This is a genomic window from uncultured Sphingomonas sp. (genome assembly GCF_913774285.1).
Classification (GTDB): Bacteria; Pseudomonadota; Alphaproteobacteria; order Sphingomonadales; family Sphingomonadaceae; genus Sphingomonas.
The window spans coordinates 37,113-61,193 of the sequence record NZ_CAJYHX010000026.1; the positions used below are offsets into that span (position 1 = coordinate 37,113).

The following is a 24,081-nucleotide window of genomic DNA, read 5'->3' on the forward strand; positions in this document are numbered from 1 at the left end:
GATACTGTCAGCGCTGACAGAATAACGCGTTGGGGGGCGGGACAGTTGAAGTCAGTGGGCTTGGTCGAGCTGGCAAAAATCGCGGGGGTGTCGGTTTCGACTGCCTCGAGAGCCCTTTCCAACCATCCCCGCGTGGCGCGAGGTACGCGCGAGCGCATCGTGGCGCTCGCGCAGGAACATGGCTTCCGCCTAAATCAGACCGCCAGTGCGCTGCGCAAGCAGCGTACCGGCGCGATCGGCGTGGTGGTGCCCTTAGGTCACGAGGTCGACCAGGCGCTGTCCGATCCCTTCTTCATGGGGCTGCTGGGCGGGCTTGCCGATGCACTGACCAAGCGCGGCTACGACCTGTTCCTGTCGCGCGTGGTGCCGCAGGGCCCGCGCTGGCTGGACGACATCATCGCCTCGGGTCGAGTCGACGGGATCATCCTGATCGGCCAGTCGGACCAGCTGGAGGCGATCGAGCGCGTGGCAGGCAGCTATCAGCGCATGGTCGTGTGGGGTGCTGCGCGGCTGGGCTCGGACCAGATCACCGTCGGCACCGACAACGTCACCGGCGGCGAGCTCGCGGCGCGCCATCTGATCGCCCGCGGCTGCAAGAAGCTCGCCTTTCTCGGCAACCCGGAAGCGCCGGAATTTTCCGATCGCTACAAGGGTTTCCATGCGGCGATCGCCGAGGCGGAGGGCGTCACCGACATGGTGGTGCCGATCCACCTGACGATGGAAGACGCCTATCGCGAGATGACCGCCTATCTCGCGACGAATCCCGCTCCGGACGGCATTCTCGCCGCGTCCGATGTGATCGCGATGAGTGCGATGCGGGCGCTCGCCGAGCGTGGCCTGCGCGTGCCCGAGGATGTGGCGGTGATCGGCTATGACGACATCCTGCTAGCCGGCTACACTACGCCCGCACTGACTACGATCCGCCAGGACGTGGTCTACGGCGCCAACCTGCTGGTGGAGCTGCTGCTGGCGCGGATCGCCCGGCAGAATGTCGGCTCGGTGGCGATGCTGCCCGAACTGATCGTCCGCGATTCGGCCTAGGCCGGATCGCGCACCGCGGCGCGTACCAGCAACTGGTGGAGCGCCGCGGCGATCGTGCGGGCATCGAACGGCTTCTCGATCACGGTCACGGTGTCGAGCCCGATCGGAAGATGATCGCGGCCATAGCCGCTGACGAACAGGAACGGGATGTCGCGCGCTACCAGCGCCGCCGCCACATCATCGACCAGCGCGCCCTGGAGATTGCCGTCCAGCAGCACGGCGTCGACCGGTGTGTCGGCGATTGCCGCCATCGCATCGCTCGCCGTGGCGGCCACGCCCGCCACCGCCATCCCGGCATCGCCCAGGATCGTGGCGAGTTCGAGTGTCACCAGCGGCTCGTCTTCGACGATCAGCACCCGCTTGCCGACCAGCGCCGCGCCGCCGCCCGCCGGCAGCGCCGGGATCGCCTTGCGCGCGGCGCGCGGCTCCTCACGCAATCGTACCGCGCTGGCATAGGGGATCGACAGCTTCCAAGCGACGCCGCCCTCGCTATAGCTGGGCACCGCGCTGCCGCCCTCGGCCTTCAGGCTGCGCTCGATCAGCGCGGTGCCGAAGCCGCGCCGCGTCGGCGGTGCCGCCGCCGGGCCGCCGCTTTCCTCCCAGTCTAGTTCGAGCATGCCGCCGCGCACGCCCCAGTGGAGCCCCACCCGGCCCTCGGGCACGGACAACGCACCATATTTGTGCGCGTTGGTCGCCAGCTCGTGGAGCACCAGCGCGAGATGCAGCGCGGGCTCCGGCGCTAATTCGACCATCGGTCCACCGGTATCAAACCGCTCCGGATCGATCGTGCCGGTCTGGAGCTGGCCTTCGATCAGCTCTTGCAGGCTCGCGCCCTGCCAGGTGGTGCTGCTGAGCAGCGAATGGGCACGTGCCAGCGAATGGATCCGGCCGATGAAGGTCGGGGCGAAATCCGACGGGCCGGAAGAATGGCGCAGCGTCTGGGTGGCGATCGCCTGCACCGAGGCGAGCGTGTTCTTCACCCGGTGGTTGAGCTCGCCGATCAGCAGCTGTTGGGTTTCCTCGGCACGTACCCGATCGGTGACGTCGAGGATCTGGGTGTTGACAGAGAGCAACGACCCGTCGGGTGCGAGCAGCGCCGAGCCATAGACTTCGCAATCGAGTGTCACGCCCACCGCCGTGCGCATGCGCAGCGGCCGCATGTCGCGGACATGCTCGCCGGCGATCATCCCGCCAATCATCGCGTCAAAGCGCGCGGCATGCTCGGCATCGAGCCATTCGAGTTCGGACGGGCGCAGGCCGGAGACCTCGACCGACCGCCAGCCGAACATCCGCTCGGCACCCGCAGACCAGGCGATGATCCGCTGCTCGGCGTCGAATTCGACAATCGCCAGCGGCGAATTGTCGCGATGCGCCTTGAGCCGGGCCAGCGCCGCGGCATGGCGGTCGCGCTGGCGGGCGATCTCCTGCCGCTGCGCCGCCAGCTCGACGAAGATCTCCACCTTGTTGCGCACGATCTGCGGATCGACGGGCTTGAGCAGATAGTCCACCGCCCCGGTCTCGAAGCCGCGGAAACGGCGGCGCTCATCGGTGGCGACCGCAGTCAGGAAGATGATCGGCACGCGGCGGGTACGCTCGGTGCCGCGCATCAGCTCGGCGAGCTCGAACCCGTCCATGCCGGGCATCTGCACGTCGAGCAGAGCCAGCGCGACATCGTGCACCAGCAGCAGCTCCAGCGCCTCCATGCCCGAGGCGGCGGTGAGCAGTTCCACCCCCTCCTGCTCCGCCAGCAGTGCCTGCAGCGCAATCAGGTTTTCGGGCACGTCGTCGACGGCGAGGACCTTTACCGGATCACGCATCGGCCATCACCCGGAGTCCGACGCTGGTGCGCCGGTAGAGGCGCTCGCCGGGATCGAAATCCGCGAAAGCCTCGGCATGGCGCGAAAAGCGCAGCGTCTCGCGCGCGCCCAGCCCGAGGAAGCCGCCGCGCACGAGCGTGTCGCCGAACAGGCCAAGCGCGCGATCCTGAAGCTCGCGATCGAAATAGATCAGCACGTTGCGGCTGGACACCAGCTGCGCCTCGGCAAACACCTGATCGGTGGCGAGGCTATGTTCCGCGAAGACGGCGCGGGCGCGGAGGCTCTTGTCGAACACCGCGCCACCATAGGCCGCAGTATAGTAATCGGAAAGCGAACTATGTCCGCCGGATAGCCGATGATTCTCGGTAAATTGCGGGATCCGGCCAAGATCGAAAATGCCGGCCTCGGCCTTGGCCAGCGCCGCCGGGCTGATGTCGGTACAATAGAAGATCGTCCGGTCCTCCAGGCCTTCTTCGCGGAACAGGATCGCAAGCGAGTAGAATTCCTCGCCATTGGCGCAGCCCGCAATCCACACCTTGAGCGAGGGCCAGGTGCGCAGGTGCGGCACCACCTTCTCCCGCAGCGCCCTGAAATAGCCCGGATCCCGGAACATTTCGCTCACCTGGATGGTGAGGAAGCCCATCAGCTCGGCGAACACCGCCGGCTCGCGCAGCAGCCGGTGCTGGAGCTGCGAGAAGCTTTCACACGCCAGCCGCTGGCAGGCACGCTCCATCCGCTTGTGCAGCGAGGTGCGCGAATAGCCGCGAAAGTCATACTGATAATGCCGCCAGATCGCCTCGAGCAGCAGGTCCAGCTCGATCTCCGCATGCGGCGGAACAACGTCGTCGATCACCGCGGCATCCACACCCGCACCAGGCTGAGCAGCTTGTCGATGTCGAGCGGCTTGGCGAGATAGTCGTTGGCGCCGGCGTCGAGGCATTCCTGCTGGTCGCGGGCCATCGCCTTGGCGGTAAGCATCAGGATCGGCAGCGTCTTGCCCCAGGGCTGCTTGCGGATCTCGCGCGTGGCGGTGAGGCCGTCCATCTCGGGCATCATCACGTCCATCAGCACAAGATCGACCGGGTCGGAGAGATGGCGCGCGGATTCGTCGAGCGCGTGCAGCGCCTCGCGGCCGTTGCGGGCGATACGAACCTTGACCCCATGCGGCTCGAAAATGCTCGTGAGCGCATAAACGTTCCGGATGTCGTCCTCGACCACCAGGATCGAGCGACCTTCCAGCGCCGCGTCGCGGCCCAGCGCCTTGGCGATCAACGCCTGCTGCGGCTCGGGCAGCTCGGAGACGACCTGGTGGAGGAACAGCGTCACCTCGTCGAGCAGCCGCTCGGGCGACTTGGCGCCCTTGACGATGATCGACTTGGAATATTTGCGGAGACGCAGCTCTTCGTCGGGGCTGAGGTCGCGGCCGGTATAGACGATCACCGGCGGGAAGCCGACGCTGTCATCCTCGCTCAGCCGGTCGAGCAGGTCGAGGCCCGAGGCGTCGGGCAGGTTGAGATCGAGCACCATGCAGTCGAACGTCTCCTGGCCCAGCCGCTCGAAGGTCTGCGCGGCCGAATGCGCCTGCACCGTCTCCACCTCGCGCGAGGCGAGCAGTGCCTTGACGCTCTCCGCCTGCTGGGCGTCGTCTTCCACCACCAGCACGCGGCGCATGCGCTGCGACATCCTGGCCTCGAGGCCTTCGAGCATGTCGACCAGCTGCTCGCGCTTCACCGGCTTGAACAGATAGCCGACCGCGCCGCTCGACAGCGCCGCCTGGCTGTCGTCGTCGACCGAGACGACGTGCACCGGGATGTGTCGAGTCCGCACGTCGCGCTTGATCCGGTCGAGCACCGACAGGCCGGTATGGTCCGGCAGGTTCATGTCGAGAATCACGGCGTTGGGCACATATTGCCGCGCGAGCAGCGCACCCTCGTCCGCGGTGCCGGCGATCAGGCACTGGAAGCCAAGATCATGCGCGATGTCGCAGAGGATGCGCGCGAAGATCGGATCGTCCTCCACGATCAGGATCACGCGGGAATCGCCCGACAGCTTTTCGCGATCGTCCTCGCACGGCTCGGCGCTGCGGCGGCGGCCCGGCTTGGGATTGGAAGGCTGCGGCTTGACCGGCGCCGGGCTCGGGCTCGGCGGCGGTGCGGCTGCCTGGACCAGCGCGGGGTCATAGGCCTCGGGCAGGATCAGCGTGAAGGCACTTCCCTCGCCCGGCATGCTCTCCACCGCGATTTCGCCGCCGAGCAACCGCGCCAGCTCGCGCGAGATCGACAGACCGAGGCCGGTGCCGCCATATTTCCGGCTCACGGTGCCGTCGGCCTGGCGGAAGGCCTCGAAGATCACCTGCTGCTGCTCGGAGGGGATGCCGACACCGGTGTCGCGCACCGTGAAGGCGATCCGCCCGTCGGGCCGCTGGAAGACGCCGAGCGACACTTCGCCCTTTGCGGTGAACTTGATCGCATTCGACAGGAAGTTCTTGAGCACCTGCTCCAGCCGCTGCGGATCCGTCTCGATCTCGCCCGGTGCGCCCGCCGCCTGCTCGACCCGGAACGCCAGCCCCTTGGTGGTGGCTGAGGCGCCGAACACCGCCTTCAGCTTGTCGAGCACCGGCGCGATGCGGACCCGTCGCGGCTGCAATTCCAGCTTGCCAGCCTCGATCTTCGAGATGTCGAGAATGTCGTTGATAAGCGTGAGCAGGTCGTTGCCCGAGGTCTCGATCGTCTCGGCATGGCGAACCTGCTCGGGGCTGAGATTGCCCGCGCGGTTCTCCGCCAGCAGCCGGGCCATGATCAGCAGCGAGTTGAGCGGGGTGCGCAGCTCGTGGCTCATATTGGCGAGGAATTCGGACTTGTAGCGGCTCGCCTGCTCCAGATCCGCGGCCTGCTGCTCCAGCGAACCCTGCGCGCGGGCGAGCTCGTCGCGCTGCAGCTCCAGCGCGCGGGTCTGCGCCTCGAGCTCGGCATTGCTCTGCTCCAGCGCGGACTGCTGCGCCTCCAGCCGGGCGGCGGTGTCCTGCAGCTGGCGGCTCTGCGTCTCCAGCTCGTCATTGTTGGTGCGCAGCTCCTCGCTCTGCACCTGCAGCTCCTCGGCCTGCTTCTGGGTCTCCTCGAGCAGCGCGCGCAGCCGCGCGCGGTACTTGCCGGACCGGATCGATACGCCGAGCTGCCCACTGATCCGCTCCAGCAGCGCCTGGACCTGCGGATCGACCGCGCCGGGAAAGCCAAGTTCGAGCACGCCGTTGATCTCGCCATCGGCTTCGGTGACACCGATTACCAGGGTGCGCGGCTGCGCCTGGCCGAGCCCCGAGCCGTAATAGAGATAGCCCTCCGGTACCTGCTCCAGCACGAACTGGCGACGATCGGCGATCGCCTGACCGAGCAGGCCCTCGCCCGGCTTGACCCATTCGGGCAGCGGCGCGTCGGCGGGCACGGCATAGGTGCCGCGGCGGCGGAAGCCCGCGCCGCTGGGATCGCGCACGAAGATCGCGCCGGCCTGCGCGCCCGTGTAGTCGGCGAGGAAGCGCAGCGCCGCCGTGGAGAGTTCGTCGAGCGGCAGCTCGCCCGCCACAGCCTTGGCCAGGCCGACCTGCCCCGATTGCAGCCATTCCTCGCGCCGGATCGCCAACCGGTTGCGGATGAAGGCGAAGCCGATGCCCGCGAGGATCCAGATGATCGTGGAGCCCAGGATGCGGTTGACCAGCACCACCTGCGGATCGACACCCGGCGGCGCCAGCGTGAACCCCGCGAAGTTGAGCAGCGTCGCCAGCGCCGCGACGATCAGCGGCACCACCGGCCGCCCCGCCGTGTAGGCAATCACCGTCGGCAGGATATAGCCCGCCCAAGTCGCCGTCCCGAGCGGCAGCACCGTATCGGCGCCGAACGGCAGCACTAGCAGGGCGGCAAGCCCCGCATAGAGGGGAAGCGAGGGCTTTCGACTGCGCTGGCTGGGCGACATAAGCGATCTCAAAGGGATAGATGGGCAAGCAGGTACCCGGCTTTGCCATTGCCCTGCAACCCTGACGGCAAGACCATCCCGCTCCTGCCCGGCCAGAAAGCGCTGTCGCGTCAGACAGAAATGCACCGTCATCCCCGCGAAGGCGGGGATCCATTGGCGCTGGTGCCACAGCTCTTTCCCCGGTCGCACAGGCGAATGGATTCCCGCCTTCGCGGGAATGACGATGGTTTTGGAGGCGCTGGCGCCATCTCACTTCAAGCGCGCTTACCTTTGTGGGGGAATTGCCCCTGAACCATCCCCTTCCCCATCAGTTACCCCGAAAACTTCAGGAGACGGCAGATGGCGAAGCGGACCAGCGACTTTTTCGTGGAGCGGCTCAAGGCCTGGGGCGTGACGCGGATCTATGGCTATTCGGGCGACGGCATCAACGGCGTGCTTGGCGCCCTGCAACGGGCGGAAGCCGAGGGTGACGGCATCGAGTTCATCCAGGTGCGGCACGAGGAAATGGCCGCGTTCATGGCTTCCGCCCATGCCAAGTTCACCGGCGAACTAGGCGTGTGCCTCTCCACCGGCGGACCGGGCGCGACCCACCTGATCACCGGCATGTACGATGCCAAGCTCGACCATGTCCCGCTGCTCGCGATCGCCGGCCAGGCCGAGACGACCGTGCGCGGCGCCAACTACCAGCAGGAGCTCAACCTCGATCGGCTGTTCGCCGACGTGTGCGGCTATGTGCAGGAGGTCTCCGCGCCCGCCCAGCTGCGCCACGTCACCGATCGCGCGATCCGCATCGCGACGGCCAACCGCGACGTGACTGCGATCGTGCTGCCCAAGGACGTGCAGGACGAGCCCTATCAGGATCCGCCGCTCCAGCACGGCTTCACCCGCTCCGGCCCCGGCTATGTCCGCCCGCAGATCGTGCCGCCAGCCAGCGCGCTGGCGCAGGCGGCGGAGATCCTCGATGCCGGGCAGAAGGTCGCGATCCTCATCGGTGCGGGCGCGCGCGGCGCCGAGGCGGAGGTAATCGAGATCGCCGAGCAGCTCGGCGCGGGTGTGGCCAAGGCGCTGCTCGGCAAGGACGTGCTGGCCGACGACCTGCCCTTCGTCACCGGCGCGATAGGCCTGCTCGGCACCAAGCCTTCGTCGGACATGATGACGGGCTGCGACACGCTGCTGATGATCGGCACCGGTTTCCCCTGGGCCGAATTCCTGCCCAAGGAAGGCCAGGCCCGCGCGGTGCAGATCGACATCGATCCGGGGATGCTTGGCCTGCGCTACCCGGTGGAATGCAACCTGCACGGCGGCGCACTCGAGACGCTAAAGGCGCTGCTCCCGCTGCTCAAGCGCAAGGAAGACCGCAGCTGGCAGGAAGGCATCGCTCACGAAGTCACCAAATGGTGGAAAACGATTGAGGAGCGCGCCATGGCCGAGGCGAACCCGGTCAATCCGCAGCGGGTCGTCTGGGAAATGTCGCCGCGGCTGCCCTCGAATGCGATCGTCACCTCCGATTCCGGCTCCTGCGCCAACTGGTATGCGCGCGACTATCGCGTGAAGGCGGGGCAGCGCGCTTCGCTGTCGGGCGGGCTCGCCTCGATGGGCGCGGCGGTGCCCTATGCGATCGGCGCCAAGTTCGCCCATCCCGATCGACCGGTAGTGGCGCTGGTCGGCGATGGCGCGATGCAGATGAACAACATGGCCGAGCTGATCACCGTCGCCAAATATTGGCAGCGCTGGGCCGATCCGCGCTTCATCGTCTGCGTGTTCAACAACGAGGACCTCAACGAGGTCACCTGGGAGCAGCGAGTAATGGAGGGCAATCCCCGCTTCCCGACCACGCAGGACATTCCGGACGTGCCCTATGCCCGCTTCGCCGAGCTGATCGGTCTGCAGGGCATCCATGTCGACACCCCCGAGGCACTGGGCGACGCCTGGGACGCGGCACTGCGCGCCGGCCGCCCGGTGGTGCTGGAGGTGAAGACCGATCCCGACGTCGCCCCCTTCCCCCCGCACCTCACCTTCGCGCAGGCCAAGGGCTTCATCTCCTCGATGCTCAAGGGCGATGCCGGGCGCGGCGGGGTGATCAAGGAAACGGTGCGGCAGATCGCCAAGGAAGTTACCGGCTGACCTCCCTGCGTCGGCAGCGATGCGGAAGGGGCGCCGGCGGCCCCTCGCCGTGGAGCGCCGCCACCCGCTCGCGCTGCCGTTCGAGATACAGCGCGCGGCGGGCAGCATAGGGATCGTCGTGCTCGCGGACGGCGCGCAGCATCTCCTCCTTCTGGTCCCCGCGATCAAGGATGCGAACGGCAGCGGCTCCGACCACATAGGATCGCGAGCGAGAGGGCCCGCCGATCATGTAGGGCGAGGCGAAAAGTCGACCAGGCCGCCCGCCACGTCGCGCACGGTCGTGGGCCCGGCAATGGGGACGAACAGGAACGGCCCCGGCTTCACGCCATAATAGCCCAGCGTGTCCGAAAAACCGTTCACCCGCAGCGGCAGGTTGAACGGGCACCGCTTGGCCATGTCGATCGTACCGCCAAGCCCAAGCGTCGTGTTGATCGCGAAGCGGCCGGCGGTCTCGGCCGCCTTGCCCGGCTTCAGCTGGAGCAGATAGTTCGCGAACACCACCGGCTCGCGCAGGTTGCGGAAGACGTTGCGCAGACCCGATCGCACGGGCTTCGGCACCACATGCGCATAGGTCCGTGCCGCCGGTGCGGTCAGCGCGTCATCGATTTGGTTGGTCACAGAAAAGGAGAGCGCGTTGACCCTCTCGAACGGATCGTCCGGCGCCCTGCCCGCCCGCACGGAGACGAGGATTTCCGGCTCGTCCGCGGCGTCCCCGCTCGATGGCGCCGCGGATGCCCCCTGGGTGACGGCGGCAGCAGCGGCCGTCCCGCTCTGCTGCGCCTGCTGGCCGGCGATCGCCGCGACCAAGGCAGGCGCCGCCGGTGGCAGAAGAAGCGACGCCGGGATCATCGGAACGTCGCCTGCGAAGGAAGAACCAGAATGGGATCGGTCGCGCGGCAGTTCGGCAAAGGGGCACTCTCGGTAACGATACGGCAACAAGACGTCGCCGCCGTAACGAAACCGCACCTTCCGGCGCCGGACAAGTGTCCGGACGTTACATCCCCAGGACGCTCCGATCGGCCGTCGCGGCGGCGAGATCGGCCCGCGCCACCAGTGCCTGGTAGCGAGCATCGAGCGCGCGAAGGCGCGCGTCGGTCGCGCTTTCCTCGCGCTGGTTGATCAGGAAGAAGTCGCTGGCGCCCATGTCGAAGCGACGCTGCTCGGCTACCGCCATCTTGCCCGCCAGATCTGCCTCCTGCGCAGCGAGATCGGCGACCTTGTCGGCACCCTCGATGCCGATCGCGATACCCTTCACTTCGATTGCGATCTGCTCCTCGAGCATGCGGTGCCGGGTACGCAGCCCGTCGATCTCGGCCTTGGCCTCGGCGATGCGGCCGCGGGCGCTGCGCCGTTCGAGCGGCACCGAGAATTTGACGCCGACGATCGCTTCGGCGGGCGTGCGCGAAGGGCCGCCCAGGCCGATCGCGCCGACGTCCTTGCCCAGTTCCGCCCGGGCATCCAGCCGCGGCTTCAGGTCGTTCTCGGCAAGGTTCAGCCGGGCAAGCGACTGGTCGATCCGCACCAGTACCGTCTTCAAGTCTGGCCGCAGGACCGGCCCGGCCTTGCGCGGCGCGATCGCCAGTTCGGGCAGCGCATCGGGCAGCTGCTCGGTCGCGGGTACCAGCGGTATGCCGTTCGCATCGCGCCAGAAGAAGGACAGCGCGTTGGCCGTTTCCGCCAGCTTCTGCTCCGCCTGCGCGACCAGCGAACGCCTGCGGGCGAGATTCTGGTCGTTCTCGGTGATCAGGATCTGCGGCCGCGCGCCCAGCTGCACCTGCCGCGCCAGCTGCGAGCGCCGCTTCTCGGACAGCGCCAGCAGGTCGCGATATGCCTTGAGCCGCAGCCCGGCGATCGCCCAGGCCTGGTAGGCGCCCATTGCGCGGCGCTGCACGCCGATCGCGACCATTTCCCGCTCCAGCCGGGCGACGTCGACATCCTGATCCGCGAGCCGCAGCTTGGTGCGCCGCTCGTCGGTCACCCGGTCGCGCAGCAGCGAGAACACCGCGCCGACTTTAAACTCGCCGAGCTGATTGGTATAGGCTTTGTCCTCATAGACCGGGAACTTGCCCCTGGAGAGGCGATAGCCGGCATAGAGCCCGCCGCCATTGTTATCGAGCGCGCGGCTGGCCTTCGCCTCTACCACCGACCCGTCATAATAGCCGAAGGCGCGCGTCTGCGCATCGACGTCGAACACCACGTCGAAGGCGCCCTCGGCGCTCAGCGCCTTGCCCTCGGCCTGACGCTGCTTGGCCAGCGCCTCGATGATCTGCGGCGCGTTCTGCGCCGAGGAGCGCAGCACCTGGTCGAGGGTGAGCGGCCCCTGCGCCGCGGCGGGCACCGCGAGTGCCAGGGCACAGAGAGCGATCAGCAGCCGGATCATTTCTTTTTCTTCTTGTAGACGTCCATGCTCTTCTCCTCGCCCGACTTGTCGGACGCAGCGCCGAATTCGAGCGGGAAGTCGTTGAGCTGGCGCCAGAGTTCGTAGCCGACGGGCACGGTCTCGCCCTGCACCCAGCCGCGCACCTTGGCGCCGAGGCGGACGAAACGGTCGCCCGGCCAGGCGAGCGTGCCCGGCATCGGCTCGATCAGCACGCGGAACAGGCCATCAGGCATGGCCGAGGGATCCACCGAGCGCACCCGCCCGTCGAACAGTCCCCAGGCCATGGACGGCCAGCCGCTGAGCTGGATCGCGGGCCAGCCCTCGAATTCCAGCCGCACGCGGCGGCCCGGGCGGACCAGCGCAATGTCGCGCCCGTCGACCATCAGCTCAACGACACGTTCGGTGCTGCCCTCGGGCGCCAGCGTCGCCAGCTCGGTGCCGGCGCTGACCAATGTCGCGCCCGCGGCAGCGTTGAGCGTCTGGATGCGGCCGTCGCGCGGGGCGCGCACGATCTGCACCGCCTGGCGGTTGAGCGACACCTCGATCCGGTTCAGTTTGGCGCGCGATTCCGCGAGCTTGGCGCCCTGATCGGCGACGCGGATCTGCGCCTGTTCATAGTCGCGGCGTGCCGCGAGCCCTTCGTTGAACAAGGTGCGGGCGCGGTTCACGTCGATCGAGGCGACCGCGCGAGCGCTTTCGATCGAGGAAATCTCCGCCAGCACCTGGTCGCGCTCGGCGGCGAGGCGGTCGAGCAAGGCGGGGTCGTTGTCCGAGATCTTGGCGATCGGATCGCCCTTCTTCACCGCCTGTCCGTCGGTGACGAACCAGCGCTCGACCCGGCCCGGCACCAGCGCGGTGACCGACTGCACCCGGTCGTGCGGATCGAGGGCGACCACCTGCCCCCGGCCCGGCGCGGTCTGCACCCAGGGGACGTACACCATGGTCACGCCGATCAGCGCCACGGCGATGACGATCATCCACGCGATCGCGCGGGCGATGCGCGGCGGGCGCATGGTGGCGAGCGTCGGGAAATGGCCGATATGGTCAGGCCTGAAGGGCATTGCCTGCCTCCTGCGCGTCGAGGGTGGCACGGAGCTGGTCGAGCGTGTCGAAACGCGCCTGGGTGTTCTTGCCCAGCCACAGATAGCCGTCGCGGCGGATCGCCTCGGGTCGGCCGGTGAAGAGGAGCACGGTGGTTCCCGCCTCGCGGAGCGCATCGAGCGCGGCCGTCAGCCGCTGCGGCGGCATCAGGTCGTACAGCGGCCCGAGCAGCAGCACTTTCGGCCGCGCCAGCAGCGCATTGGCCAGCTTGAGCGCCATCAGCTCACCGATCGACAGCGGATAGCCCGAGGCGGCGAGCGGCGTCTCCATGCCTTCCGGCAACTGCCCGATCCGCGCGTCGAGCCCGACCAATGCCAGCGCGTCCAGCACCTTCCCCGCCGGGATGCCGGCGCCGGCCAGACCCAGATAATCGCGGATGCTAATCTCGACGATCGTCGGCCGATCGAGCACGATCACGTCCGAGCGAAGCCGATAGACGTCGAGCGCCTCGAGATCGACGCCTCCCACCATCACCAGGCCGCGGTCGGGCTGGAGATTACGCTTGAGCAGCATGGCCAGGCGGCTGTCCATCGTCGGGGCACCCACCACCACCAGCTGCGCGGCCGCGGGGATGGTCATGTCGATGCTGGCGTCGCCGGCGTGCACCTCGCGCAGCCGAACCTCGCCGTTGCCGGGCGCTTCGCTGCTACGGCTGTGGGTCTCGTGCGGGATCGCGTAGAGCAGCGACACTTCCTCGGCCGCGGCGACCATGTCGTAGAAGGCGTCGAGATAGGTGCCGAGCTGGCCGAGGCCGTAGAAGACGCCGGACAAGATCAGCTCGGCGGCGACGAGCTGGCCGATCGACAGCTGCCCCTGCAGGATCAGCCAGCCGCCCATCGCCAGCAGCGCGGCGCTCGCGGTGGCATAGAGCAGCAGATAGGCGCAGGTCTGGGTGAAGCTGAAGCGGAAGTGGCGGCGATGCGCGGCGACATAGGCGGCGGTCATGGATTCCGACCCGTCCATCGCGAAGTCGAGGTGCCGGCTGGACTTGTAGAAGCCGTTGGAGGTGCCCAGCCCCTCCAGCCAGCGCGCGGCATCATGCTTGGCATGGCTGAGCGCCACCGCCGAACGGATCGCGCCCGGCGACCAGAGCTGCCAGATCAGCCATACCAGCGCGATCAGGATCACATTGAAGCCGAGGAAAAACGGATGGTAGAAGCTGGTGACCACCAGCCCGACCACCGATTGCAGCAGGATGGTGAAGCCGCCGATGACTAGGCTGGGCACGCTCTTCTGCACCGTCATGAGGTCGAAATAGCGATTGAACAGGTCGACGCGGCGGGCATCGGCGAAGAAGGGGTTGCGGGCATGCACCGCGCGGATGGTGATTTCCGCCATGGTCCGCGCGAACAGCCGCCGCTCGAACAGCGCCATGATGTGGACGCGCAGCGCTGCGAGGATCACCACGATCAGCAGCAGCGTGAACAGCAGCGCGGAAAGCGTGATCAGCGGCGCGGGCAGCGCGATCTTGGCAACGCTGTTGATCAGCAGCTGCACCGAGATCGGCGTGGCCAGCGAGAGCAGGCTGATGGCAATGCCATATACCATCGCCAGCCGCAGATAGCCGCCATCGGGGCCGATCACCTCGCTCAGCCAGCCGCGCACCTGCGCCCAGCCGATCTTCTGTTTCGCCATCGCTCCACCTTCTCCCTTCCGGGTCGATGACGTGTGCGCCGCTCGCCATAAGCACAATGGCAGCACGACTATATCATCGATAGGAAATACCTATGTCCTCGACGCAGGCGACAAGCTCCTGCGCCAGTCTCTTATAGGCTGCGGCGCGCGCCACCCCGCTGCGCCACAGCAGCCCCATCTCGCGATAGTGCCGCCCGCCGCGGAACGGCCGCGCCACTACATCGTCCCCGGTGCGGATCTCCTGCCGCACATAAAGTTCGGGCAACACCGCCAGCCCCATGCCCATGCCCGCCATCTGGCGGATCGCATCGAGGCTGGTGCCTTCATATTCCTCGCGTACCCGCGCACCCGCTTCTTCGGCGATCGCGATGGTCTGTTCGGCCAGGCGATAGCCGCGCTGGAGGGTCAGCAGGTCCTGCCCCGCCAGATCCTCGCGGCCGATCATGTCGCGCGAAGCCAGTGGGTGATCGGCGGCCATCGCGAGGTGCAGCGGCTCGCGGAACAGTCGCTCGACCTGCGCGCCGGGCGCCTGCAGCGGCAGCTGGGCGAGGATCACGTCATGGGTGCCGGCCGCCAGCCCTTCCACCAATGCGGCCGGCGGATTCTCGCGCACGTGCACGCGCAGGTCGTGGAATTGCTGGTGCAGCCGCGCGACGAGTCGCGGCAGCAGATAGGCCCCGATGGTGGGCGTCACGCCGAGCCGGATCGTGCCGAGCAGCGCCGCGTCCCCGGCCCCGGCCCCCGCCCCCACCAATTCGCCGAGATCGCGCACCTCCAGCAGGATGCGGCGGGCCCGCTCCGCCACTTCGCGGCCGAGCGGGGTAAGGAATGCGCGCGCACCCCGCTCGACCAACGGCGCCCCCAGCGCCTCCTCCAGCTGGCGGATCGCCTGCGACAGCGACGGCTGGCTCACCCCGCATGCCACGGCGGCGCGGGTGAAGCTCGCCTCGCTGCCCAGCGCGACCACATAGCGGAGCTGGCGCAGGCTGATCTGCTGTTCGAAACCGGAGGCTGCCTTCAGGTCCATACAGCTTCGCAGTGAAGCACAATTCTTGCCCGTTCGCCTACGGTCTTTCCCGTCACCTTGGCGTCGCAGCGGCAAGAACGGCATGCGCCGTGCTGCGCGGCAGCAGCAAGTGGCGCAGCATCTCGACGTCGTTGGCGACCGTTACCGGATCCTCGTCCAGGGACGCCGCCAGCGCCGCTCGCAGCCAGGGGCTGGTGCCTGGGTGCGCCAGCACCCAGGCGATGCGGCGGTCGATGGCGGCGATCTCCACTTCGGGCTCCGCCGCGCGCCGGGGCGGTGCGATCTCGATCCGCATCTTCAGGCCTCCTGCGCGAAGGGTTTCCAGTTCAAGCCACCGGCGTAGCGCCACGCGATCCTGCCGCTCTCGTCGATCGCCAGCAGGTGCAGCCAGTGATTGTCGAACAGCGCGCGTACCCCGTCGTGCCGGGCAAGCACGTCGCCGATCGCGTCCGTCGGCGCCTCGACGACCACCGTCAGCCGCAATGGATCGTGCACCAGCTTCTCGCCGTCGTGGACCGACTGCCAGGGCAGCCCGCCGCGCAGCGTCCCGCCATTGCCTTCGAGAACGCCGATCCCGCCCACGGCATTGTGGAGCAACTTGTTGCCTGCGCCGAACACCGCCGGCGCGACGCTGGAGCCATAATATTGCAGGCTGATCCAGCTCGCCACCACCACCGGCGCGGTGAGGATCAGTTCGAGCACCGAAAGATCGGCATCGGCCCGCCAGTCATAGTCATGGAGGAACGCCCGCCCGCCGAGAGCGCGCCCCGCCGTCCGCCCGCGCGGCGCAGCGATGAAGGCGCTGCAGCCGGCCAAGCCCCATTCAGGCCGCACCTCCGCCCAGTCGCGACCACGCGCGGCGATCTGCGCGGCGCCTTCCGCCCGCGGCAGGTTGGCCGCACGGGCGATCGCCGCCTCCATCGAGGCGCGGCCCAGCGCCTGCTCTACCTCGGCGAGCAACAGCGCGGGCACATCGGCATCCTCGGCAAATAGCCGGATACGGTCGCTGGTGGTATCGTGCAGACCGCCGATCGCCACCGTTTCGGCAGGGATCACGATGCCGCGTGTCGCCAGTCCGCCGCGGACGACCGGATCGTTGAGCAGTCCCGCGAGCAGCCGCGCATTCACGTCCCCGGCATGGCCGCCGCACGCGCCACACTGGAGCGCACTGGCGTGGAGGTTGTTGGTCACGCCTGCGCCATGCCCCACCAGGATCAGCAGCGGCGCAAAGTCGCCGGTCAGCGACATGGCTCGTAGGATCCGCTCCGCGGCATCGACGGCGTCGGGGTGCGGCAAGGGCGGGTGGAAGCGCGGCTTGCCCTTCGCCGCCTTCGTGCTGCCGATGCGGAGCGCACCCTTGAGCAACTTCGCCGCATAGACCAGTCCCGCCGATTCCACGAAGGCGAAGGAAGAGACCGCTGCCTGCTTGAACCGGCCCCACGCTCTGTCGCCGCGGGCATTGGCATGGTCGAGCGCTTCCAGATGCGGGTCGCCGCCATCGTCGCTGGCCAGGCCCGGCCGCAGCAGCACCGGCAGCCGCGCCTCCCCCGCGCACGCACCATGCGGCCGGTGCGCGGTGGCGACGCCAAAGAAGCCGGCAAAGCCTTTGGTCCGAATGCCCGGCGCCACCCGCTCGATCGCGGCGCGGATCGGCTCCGAACGGACATCGATGCAGAACGCCATCTGTGCGATCGGCGTCGTCGTCGCTGCGGTGTTGACCGGCGCGTGCAGCCGTTCGGCGAGCCGGCGCTGCTCGGCCAGTTCGGCCGCGTGCTGGAGGATCGCGTCGATGCAGCTGTCCTGCCCCGGCCGAGCGGGCGCTTCATAGTGCGGCACCGCCTCGGCCCAGCGGGCACGGAGCCGCGCGCCGCCGAGTTCCCACAGCGCGGCCTCCCACACCAGCCGCACTGCGAGCAGATCGATCAGCGTGTCGTCGGCGCCATCCGCCAGCTCGGCCTGCCAGCGACGATAGCGGGCGAACTGCGCCCAGCCACCCATATCCATCAGCAGCCGCTCGAAATAGCGCGCCGCCGCATCCGCCCGCAGCCCCAGCCGCGCCGCGCTGACCGCAATGGCGTCGCTCGCGGTTTCGGGCGCGGCAGCGACGAAGGCGCGGAAACCCGTCAGGCCGAAGATCTCCGGCGTACGGTCGAGACCGGCCTGCGCCCGCCAGCCGGCATAGGCGCCCAGGCGCTGCGGTGCCGCCCACAAGGCCTGCCCAGCATCGAAATAGCTCCCCGCCCAGCCACCGATCTGGTCTCCGACTACCGACGGCCAATCGACTCCACCGGACACTGCAGCCAGTGCAGCAAGCGTCGGCAGCGCTACGGGTTCAGCGGCGTCCTCGCCGATCTCGACCAGCATCCGCTCGAAGGCCGGAGGGCGCTCGGCTGGCGGCGTTGCCGCCCAGGCAGCGTACAGGTCGCTCTCGTAGATCGCGCTTTCCGCGATCCGGGCGCGGTACCACGCGCGCGGCATGGTCGCCCGGGCGCCCCCGCTCCGTGCCAGCCAGGCCGAGGCCTGGGCGAGGCTGCGGCCGGTATGGCCGAGGAAGGGATTGACCGCGACGCTGGTCGCCAGCGGCCAGAGCGGGGGGATGGCGCGCGCGGCCTGTTCGGCGGCTTCGAGGAGCAGCCCGACATAGCTGGGCTGCGGTGCATGCGATTGCGGGTCGGCACTGCGATACATGGGATCAAGCCTTTCCGAGAAGCCGGCCGCCGATCACCCGATCGAGCAGCGCGTTGACATAGAAACCGTGGGAGAGATGCGTGCGCAGGCGCTGCGCGGCGGGATGGTCGCACCACAGCGGCAGCATCGCCTGCGCCACCGCAATGCCGCCGAACGCGACCAGCGCGACCGCGAGCAGCGCCCACTGGAACGGCCCCGGCGCCGGCACCGACGGTAGCGTGCCGGCGGTCAGCCGCTCGGCCGCAGCGTGCAGCAGGAAGTACGCGGTCGTGGCGAGGATCGCGAAGCCCAGGGTGCGCTGGAGCAGCGGTCGCGGCGCGGCGGGGCTCATGCCTTGCACGATCAGATAGGCGACGCCGAACACCAGGATCGCGCCGAGCGCCACCGCCTGGGGCGGCTTGGTCCAGGCGCCGAAGCCGATCGCGAGCGCGCCGTAGAGGATCGCCGCGCCCAGCATCGCCAGCGCGACCGTCATGCCGTCCGGCTTGGCGACGGGGCCCAGCCGCCGCGCCGCCGCGATCCGTTCGACTGCGCCGCCCGAGGACAGGAAGGCATGCGCCTTGTAGAGCGAGTGGGCGACGATGTGCAGCAGCGCGAGGTAGAACAGGCCCAGCCCGCACTGCATCACCATGAAGCCCATCTGGGCGACGGTCGACCAGGCGAGCTGGGTCTTGATCGCCGGCTGGGTGGGCAGCACGAGGCTGCCGAACAGCGCGGTGAAGCCGCCGAGCACCGCGAGCAGCGCCAGCGCCGCCGGCGAGGCGAGCATCACGTCGGCGAGGCGGATCAGCAGAAAACCGCCGGCATTGATTACCCCCGCATGGAGCAGTGCCGAAACCGGCGTAGGCGCTTCCATCACTTCGGTCAGCCAGCCGTGCAGCGGGAACTGGGCGGACTTGAGCATCGCGGCGACGCCGATCCCCAAGGCGGCGAGCGCCATGGCTTCGGGAGCGGTGCCAGCGCGCGCGGTCGCGAGCAGCTGGGCGATGTCCGTCGTGCCGGCCGCCCTCCACAGCAATACCGCCGAACCTATCAGCAGCACGTCGGCAAGCCCGGTGCTCAGCGCCTTCTTGCGGGCGGCACGGCGGGCCGCGGCGCGTTCGGGGTAGAAGAGCAGCAGGTGGCGCAGCCCCTGCCCCGTCGCGATCCAGGCGAAGACCAGCTGCGGCAGCGTGCCCGCGGTCACCAGCAGCATCACGCTCGCCAGCGTCACCGCCAACCAGGCCAGGAAGCGACCCTGCCGGGCCTCGCCGTCGAGATAGGTCGCGGCGAAGCGCACCACCACCCAGCCGACAAAGGCGACCAGCACCAGCATGATCATGCTCACCACGTCCAGTCGGGTCGCGACCAGCGCCTCGGCGCCCGCAAGCGCAAGAGTGCGCGGCCCGATCCATGCGGTCCAGGCTGCCAGCCCGAGGGCCGCGGCCAACGCGGCAAGCGCCGCCAGTGGCACAACCTGCCGCGTCCATCCCGGCCGAAACTGCCGCCCTGCACCCGCCGCGACCGCCGCCGCGGCAAGGAGCCCCGGCCCCATATTCGCCAACCACCACATGCTCACACCCGACCTCCTGTCTGTCTCGGGCGAGCGTTAGGCCTGCGGAACGATCCGATAAAATTCATTGTTTGGCGCATTACGATCTTTTAAAAAGAACGAATGCGCGACCTGAACTACAACCATCTCCGCTATTTCTGGGCGGTGGCACATGACGGGAACCTCACCCGAACCGCCGAACGGATGGCGGTATCCCAGTCAGCGCTGTCCACCCAGATCCGCAAGCTGGAGGAGCGGCTGGGCCATGCCCTGTTCGAGCGCGAAGGTCGCCGGCTGGTGCTCACCGAAGCGGGCCGCATCGCGCTAGACCATGCGGACTCAATCTTCGCGACCGGCGACGAACTGCTCGACGTGCTGCGCGAGACCGGCCGCGCCCGCCAGGCGGTTCGGATCGGCGCGCTGGCCACGCTGTCGCGCAACTTCCAGATCGGCTTCGTCCAGCCGCTGCTCCACCGCGCCGATGTCGAGCTCGTCCTGCGCTCGGGCAGCGCGGCGGAACTGATGCAGGCGCTCGCCGCGCTCCAACTGGACGTGGTGCTCGCCAACCGCCCCCCGGCCCGCGACGCGATCACCCCCTATCTCGCGCACAAGATCGCCGAGCAGCGGGTGAGCCTGATCGGCCGGCCGGGCATCGCCGGGGACACCAGCCTCGCCGCCCTGCTCGCGACCCAGCCGCTGGTGCTGCCGACGCTGGAGAGCAGCGTCCGCGCCGCCTTCGATGCGCTCGCCGCGACGCTGGGCGTTCGCCCGCAGATCGCCGCCGAGGTGGACGATATGGCGCTGATGCGTCTGCTGGCGCGCGAAGGCGTCGGGCTGGCGGTACTGCCGCCGATCGTGGTGCGCGACGAGCTGGCGGCCGGCAGCCTCGTCGAATTCGATCAATTGCCGCAGGTTACCGAGAGCTTCTACGCCGTCACGCTCGAGCGCCGCTTCCCCAACCCGCTGGTGAGCGAACTGCTTCGCGCCGCGCGAAACTGAGCTAACACGCTGTTACCGCGACCATTTCGACGCCAAGCTAGTGCCGGCATCCTATAAAAGGGAATGGAAATGCGGAAAATCTGCACGGGGTGCCGGGACGGGGTCGACTTCGACATCCCGTTCGCGATGGCATTTCAGCCGATCGTCGATGTCGAAACCGGCACGCCCTTCGCCTATGAGGCACTGGTACGCGGCGTCGATGGCTCGAGCGCCTATGGCGTGCTGTCGCAGGTGACCGACGCCAACCGCTATGCCTTCGATCAGGCGTGCCGGGTCAAGGCGATCGAAACCGCCATGGCGGCCGGACTGATGGACAGCGACGCCCGCCTCTCGATCAACTTCTTGCCCAACGCAGTCTATTCGCCCGTCGCCTGCATTCAGCTGACGCTCCAGACCGCGCGCGCCGTGGCGATGCCGCTCGATCGCCTGATCTTCGAGTTCACCGAGAACCAGCTGATCGCCGATCCCGATCACGTCGCGACGATCATTGATTCCTACAAGCAGATAGGCTTCAAGGTCGCGGTGGATGATTTCGGCGCCGGCCATTCGGGTCTCGACCTGTTCGCCCGCTTCGCACCCGACGAAGTGAAGCTCGACATGGTGCTGGTTCGAGGCATCGACATAGACCCGCGTCGCCGGGCGATCGTGCGCGCCATGGTGGGCCTGTGCAACGAACTCGAGACGCTGCTGATCGCCGAGGGTATCGAGACCGCAGAGGAGGCAGCCGTGCTGCGCGACCTCGGCGTGCGCTACCACCAGGGGTATTGGTATGCCCGACCTGCGCTGGGCCTGCTGCCCGGGATCACCGCGAGGGCCTAGTCCTGCCGCAACTTGGCCTATAGAGAAACGGTGACGCCCGCACCGGGCCCCATTTTCTGCAGGCAGGATCCATGACCGTCCTCATCAAGGAAGCCGATCTGATCGAGAGCGTCGCCGACGCGCTCCAGTACATCTCCTACTATCACCCGATGGATTATATCCGCGCGCTGGGCGACGCCTATGAGGCCGAGCAGGGCCCCGCCGCCAAGGACGCCATCGCCCAGATCCTCACCAACAGCCGCATGTGCGCGGAAGGGCATCGCCCAATCTGCCAGGACACCGGCATCGTCACCGTGTTCATCCAATGGGGCCAGAAGTGCGTGCTGGACAGCGAGCGCTCGCTGCAGGACGTGGTCGATGAAGGCGTGCGCCGCGCCTATCTCCACCCCGAAAACCGCCTGCGCGCCTCGATCCTGCGCGACCCGGCGTTCAGCCGCGTCAACACCAAGGACAATACGCCCTGCGTGCTCAACGTCGAGATGGTCCCCGGCGACCATGTCCATGTCGAGCTGGCGGCCAAGGGCGGCGGCTCCGAGAACAAGTCCAAGTTCGCGATGCTCAACCCTAGCGATTCCATCGTCGACTGGGTACTGGAGATGGTCCCGAAGATGGGCGCCGGCTGGTGCCCGCCGGGCATGCTCGGCATCGGCATCGGCGGCACCGCCGAAAAGGCCGTGACGCTCGCCAAGAAGTCGCTGATGGGTGATATCGACATGGCCCAGCTCAAGCAGCGGGGCCCGCAGAACGATATCGAGCGGCTCCGCATCGAGATTTTCGACAAGGTCAACGCGCTCGGTATCGGCGCGCAGGGCCTGGGCGGCCTGGCGACGATCCTCGACGTGAAGATCCTCGATTATCCGACGCACGCTGCGTCCAAGCCGATCGCGATGATCCCGAACTGCGCCGCCACCCGCCACGCGCATTTCAGCCTCGACGGCAGCGGCCCGGTCTATCTCGACCCGCCGAGCCTCGACGAATGGCCCAAGGTGGAATGGACGCCCTCGAAGGAATCGATCCGCGTCGATCTCGACACGCTGACCCCGGAAGTGGTGGCGAGCTGGAAGCCGGGCGACCGGCTGCTGCTTAACGGCAAGATGCTCACCGGCCGCGACGCCGCGCACAAGCGCATTCAGGACATGCTGTCGCGCGGCGAGGAACTGCCGGTCGATTTCAAGGGCCGGGTGATCTATTATGTCGGCCCGGTCGATCCGGTGCGCGACGAGGTGGTCGGCCCCGCCGGCCCCACCACCGCGACCCGCATGGACAAGTTCACCGAGATGATGCTGGCGCAGACCGGGCTGATCGCGATGGTCGGCAAGGCCGAGCGCGGCCAGGTGGCGATCGAGGCGATCCGCAACCACAAGGCCGCCTATCTGATGGCGGTGGGCGGTGCGGCCTATCTCGTCGCCCGCGCGATCAAGGGCGCGCGCGTCGTCGGCTTCGAGGATCTCGGCATGGAAGCGATCTACGAGTTCGACGTGAAGGACATGCCGGTCACCGTCGCAGTGGATGCCACCGGCGAGAGCGTCCACCACACCGGCCCGCTGGTGTGGCGCGAGAAGATCGCCAAGGAGCGGCTGCTCCAACAGGCGTAAGGGCATGGGCACGCCGAACGAGACGCGATTGCGCCGCCGCGCGCGGATTACGCTGGCGTGCCTCTATCTGCTGGCGGGCGTGCTGCACCTGATGGTGCCGCGCCCGTTCCTGCACATCACGCCGGTCTGGGTACCCTATCCGGCGCTGGTCATCGCGGGCACCGGGCTGTGCGAGATCGCGGGGGCGCTGGCGCTGCTTACCGCGCGGCTGCGCAAGCTCGCGGGCGTGATGCTGGCGCTCTACGCGCTGTGCGTGTTCCCGGCGAACCTCCAGCACGCGGTGCAGGACCTTTCGACCTGCACGGGGCTCGGCTGGGCCTATCATGCACCGCGGCTGTTCGTGCAGCCGTTGCTCTGCTGGTGGGCGCTATGGGCAGGTGGGGTCCGGCGCTAGCCGCCAAGCGCGTCCGACAGGTGACAGTTCTTGCCCGGCGTGAGTCCCTCGACCCGCTCGACCTGCAATATCGAGCCCGCGTCCTTGCCCTCCGCATAGCGCCCGATCACCTCACCATAGGCGGGGAGCTTGGCCTTGCGGAGCGCGTCCAGCACGTGACCGCCCGGCGCCTCAACCAGCGCATAGCGGTTCTCGGCCAGGTCGCAGCGCCGCAGGATTAGGGCGGCGCCGTCCAGTTCCAGCGTGCCGATAAAGACGTCGGCGCCCTCCTGCACCGGCGTCGCCGCCGCGGCGAGCGCGAGCAGCATTCCGATCATAGCGGGTTCCCGTCCTTGTCGAGCATCTCCATCTTGTACGAGCAGCCGTACAGCGTCTTGCCCGGATGCGAGGTGACGTTGGATACGTTGAGCGCGATGCGGGTGCGCATGCGGAAATGATCGCCGTCGGGCGGATCGGTGACGTCGCTCATCACGCGTTCGCCGAGAAACTTGCGGAACTTGATCTCGGCCTCGGCCTGCGACCGCGTCACCTTGCCCGACGCCACCAGAGCGTCGACCACTCCGTCGGGACCCATCGCGTTCTCGATCTTCTCCTTGCGGGCGACGACCGCGGGATCGGGCTCGTCGAGGATCGCCAGGATGCCGCTCGACGTAAAGGCGATACGGCGCGTGCTGTACGTTCCGGCCACGACAATCGGCGCGGGCAGTTCATATTCCTTGAGCAGGAAGTTGCTCGACTTCACCGGCTTCCAGCCGCGCTTGGCAGCGACCGCGTCGTCGCCCGCCGCAGCCATGGCGAAGCTGTTATAGGTCGGCGCATCGAGGCGGCATGCGATCGCGTCCCGCACGTCGATCTTGGCGGGGTCGACCTCGTCGTCCTGCCCGGTGGCGGCAAGAGCGGATGCCGGCAGCACCACGGCGAGCAAGGCGATACGGAGCGAGGAAATCGTCATGCCGACCGGTTATTA

General features: G+C 68.2%; 20 protein-coding genes. 6 read left to right on the plus strand and 14 right to left on the minus strand.

The genetic code is table 11. From position 1 onward, the window contains the following. The first annotated feature begins 54 nt into the window (after positions 1 to 54). The gene (locus QZ670_RS13155; protein WP_294256440.1) at positions 55 to 1,041 is read left to right on the plus strand and encodes a substrate-binding domain-containing protein; all 987 of its coding nucleotides are present in this window, start codon (positions 55 to 57) and stop codon (positions 1,039 to 1,041) included. Here QZ670_RS13155 and QZ670_RS13160 read toward each other — a convergent pair. From QZ670_RS13160 to QZ670_RS13170, 3 genes are read right to left on the minus strand one after another with little or no spacing between them, the layout of a single operon-like run. Beyond that, complete coding sequence (locus QZ670_RS13160) at positions 1,038 to 2,858, minus strand: response regulator (RefSeq protein WP_294256141.1); 1,821 nt, start codon at positions 2,856 to 2,858, stop codon at positions 1,038 to 1,040. The genes QZ670_RS13155 and QZ670_RS13160 overlap by 4 nt on opposite strands. Continuing rightward, positions 2,851 to 3,723 (minus strand): CheR family methyltransferase, encoded by an 873-nt coding sequence (locus tag QZ670_RS13165; protein ID WP_294256143.1) that lies wholly within the window; start codon positions 3,721 to 3,723, stop codon positions 2,851 to 2,853. Before QZ670_RS13165 ends, QZ670_RS13160 begins: the two co-directional genes overlap by 8 nt. Further along, positions 3,708 to 6,821 (minus strand): response regulator, encoded by a 3,114-nt coding sequence (locus tag QZ670_RS13170; protein WP_294256145.1) that lies wholly within the window; start codon positions 6,819 to 6,821, stop codon positions 3,708 to 3,710. Before QZ670_RS13170 ends, QZ670_RS13165 begins: the two co-directional genes overlap by 16 nt. A 339-nt stretch (positions 6,822 to 7,160) precedes the next feature. On the opposite strand from QZ670_RS13170, the gene QZ670_RS13175 reads away from it, so the two are divergent. Further along, positions 7,161 to 8,945, plus strand: a complete 1,785-nt coding sequence (locus QZ670_RS13175) for a thiamine pyrophosphate-requiring protein (RefSeq protein ID WP_294256147.1) — start codon at positions 7,161 to 7,163, stop codon at positions 8,943 to 8,945. Here the strand turns inward: QZ670_RS13175 and QZ670_RS13180 are convergent. The 9 genes from QZ670_RS13180 to QZ670_RS13220 form a co-directional block, all read right to left on the minus strand. Beyond that, a complete protein-coding gene (locus QZ670_RS13180; protein WP_294256151.1) occupies positions 8,935 to 9,141 on the minus strand; it encodes a hypothetical protein in 207 nt (68 codons plus the stop codon). The two genes, QZ670_RS13175 and QZ670_RS13180, sit on opposite strands and share 11 nt — an antisense overlap. Positions 9,142 to 9,170: 29 nt before the next feature. Next, a complete protein-coding gene (locus QZ670_RS13185) occupies positions 9,171 to 9,794 on the minus strand; it encodes a VacJ family lipoprotein (protein ID WP_294256153.1) in 624 nt (207 codons plus the stop codon). A 145-nt stretch (positions 9,795 to 9,939) separates the two neighbouring features. Next, positions 9,940 to 11,325 carry a TolC family protein gene (locus QZ670_RS13190; protein ID WP_294256155.1) on the minus strand — a complete coding sequence of 462 codons (1,386 nt, stop codon included), beginning with the start codon at positions 11,323 to 11,325 and terminating at the stop codon, positions 9,940 to 9,942. Continuing rightward, complete coding sequence (locus QZ670_RS13195; RefSeq protein ID WP_294256158.1) at positions 11,322 to 12,386, minus strand: HlyD family efflux transporter periplasmic adaptor subunit; 1,065 nt, start codon at positions 12,384 to 12,386, stop codon at positions 11,322 to 11,324. Before QZ670_RS13195 ends, QZ670_RS13190 begins: the two co-directional genes overlap by 4 nt. Continuing rightward, entirely contained in the window at positions 12,370 to 14,061 is a 1,692-nt protein-coding gene (locus QZ670_RS13200; protein ID WP_294256160.1) for an ABC transporter ATP-binding protein, read from the minus strand. The genes QZ670_RS13195 and QZ670_RS13200 overlap by 17 nt, the downstream gene beginning before the upstream one ends. Before the next feature lie 73 nt (positions 14,062 to 14,134). Further along, a complete protein-coding gene (locus QZ670_RS13205) occupies positions 14,135 to 15,088 on the minus strand; it encodes a hydrogen peroxide-inducible genes activator (protein ID WP_294256162.1) in 954 nt (317 codons plus the stop codon). A 52-nt stretch (positions 15,089 to 15,140) separates the two neighbouring features. Then, a complete protein-coding gene (locus QZ670_RS13210) occupies positions 15,141 to 15,383 on the minus strand; it encodes a hypothetical protein (RefSeq protein ID WP_294256164.1) in 243 nt (80 codons plus the stop codon). 2 nt (positions 15,384 to 15,385) lie between these two features. After that, complete coding sequence (locus tag QZ670_RS13215) at positions 15,386 to 17,776, minus strand: DUF2309 domain-containing protein (RefSeq protein ID WP_294256166.1); 2,391 nt, start codon at positions 17,774 to 17,776, stop codon at positions 15,386 to 15,388. A 4-nt stretch (positions 17,777 to 17,780) separates the two neighbouring features. After that, a complete protein-coding gene (locus QZ670_RS13220; protein ID WP_294256442.1) occupies positions 17,781 to 19,328 on the minus strand; it encodes a proton-conducting transporter membrane subunit in 1,548 nt (515 codons plus the stop codon). Between the two features lie 102 nt (positions 19,329 to 19,430). Between QZ670_RS13220 and QZ670_RS13225 the strand changes: the two genes are divergently transcribed. From QZ670_RS13225 to QZ670_RS13240, 4 genes are all read left to right on the plus strand, one after another. Then, positions 19,431 to 20,306 (plus strand): LysR family transcriptional regulator, encoded by an 876-nt coding sequence (locus tag QZ670_RS13225; RefSeq protein ID WP_294256167.1) that lies wholly within the window; start codon positions 19,431 to 19,433, stop codon positions 20,304 to 20,306. A gap of 69 nt (positions 20,307 to 20,375) precedes the next feature. Continuing rightward, complete coding sequence (locus QZ670_RS13230) at positions 20,376 to 21,125, plus strand: EAL domain-containing protein (protein ID WP_294256169.1); 750 nt, start codon at positions 20,376 to 20,378, stop codon at positions 21,123 to 21,125. Between the two features lie 71 nt (positions 21,126 to 21,196). Further along, on the plus strand, positions 21,197 to 22,720 hold the full coding sequence (locus tag QZ670_RS13235; RefSeq protein ID WP_294256171.1) for a fumarate hydratase: 1,524 nt from the start codon (positions 21,197 to 21,199) through the stop codon (positions 22,718 to 22,720). Positions 22,721 to 22,724: 4 nt separating this feature from the next. After that, positions 22,725 to 23,114, plus strand: a complete 390-nt coding sequence (locus QZ670_RS13240) for a DoxX family protein (protein WP_294256173.1) — start codon at positions 22,725 to 22,727, stop codon at positions 23,112 to 23,114. On the opposite strand, the gene QZ670_RS13245 is transcribed toward QZ670_RS13240, so the two are convergent. Both QZ670_RS13245 and QZ670_RS13250 read right to left on the minus strand, forming a co-directional pair. After that, positions 23,111 to 23,431 (minus strand): hypothetical protein, encoded by a 321-nt coding sequence (locus tag QZ670_RS13245; RefSeq protein WP_294256174.1) that lies wholly within the window; start codon positions 23,429 to 23,431, stop codon positions 23,111 to 23,113. The genes QZ670_RS13240 and QZ670_RS13245 overlap by 4 nt on opposite strands. Next, positions 23,428 to 24,066 (minus strand): hypothetical protein, encoded by a 639-nt coding sequence (locus tag QZ670_RS13250; protein ID WP_294256176.1) that lies wholly within the window; start codon positions 24,064 to 24,066, stop codon positions 23,428 to 23,430. The genes QZ670_RS13245 and QZ670_RS13250 overlap by 4 nt, the downstream gene beginning before the upstream one ends. Between the last annotated feature and the right edge of the window lie 15 nt (positions 24,067 to 24,081).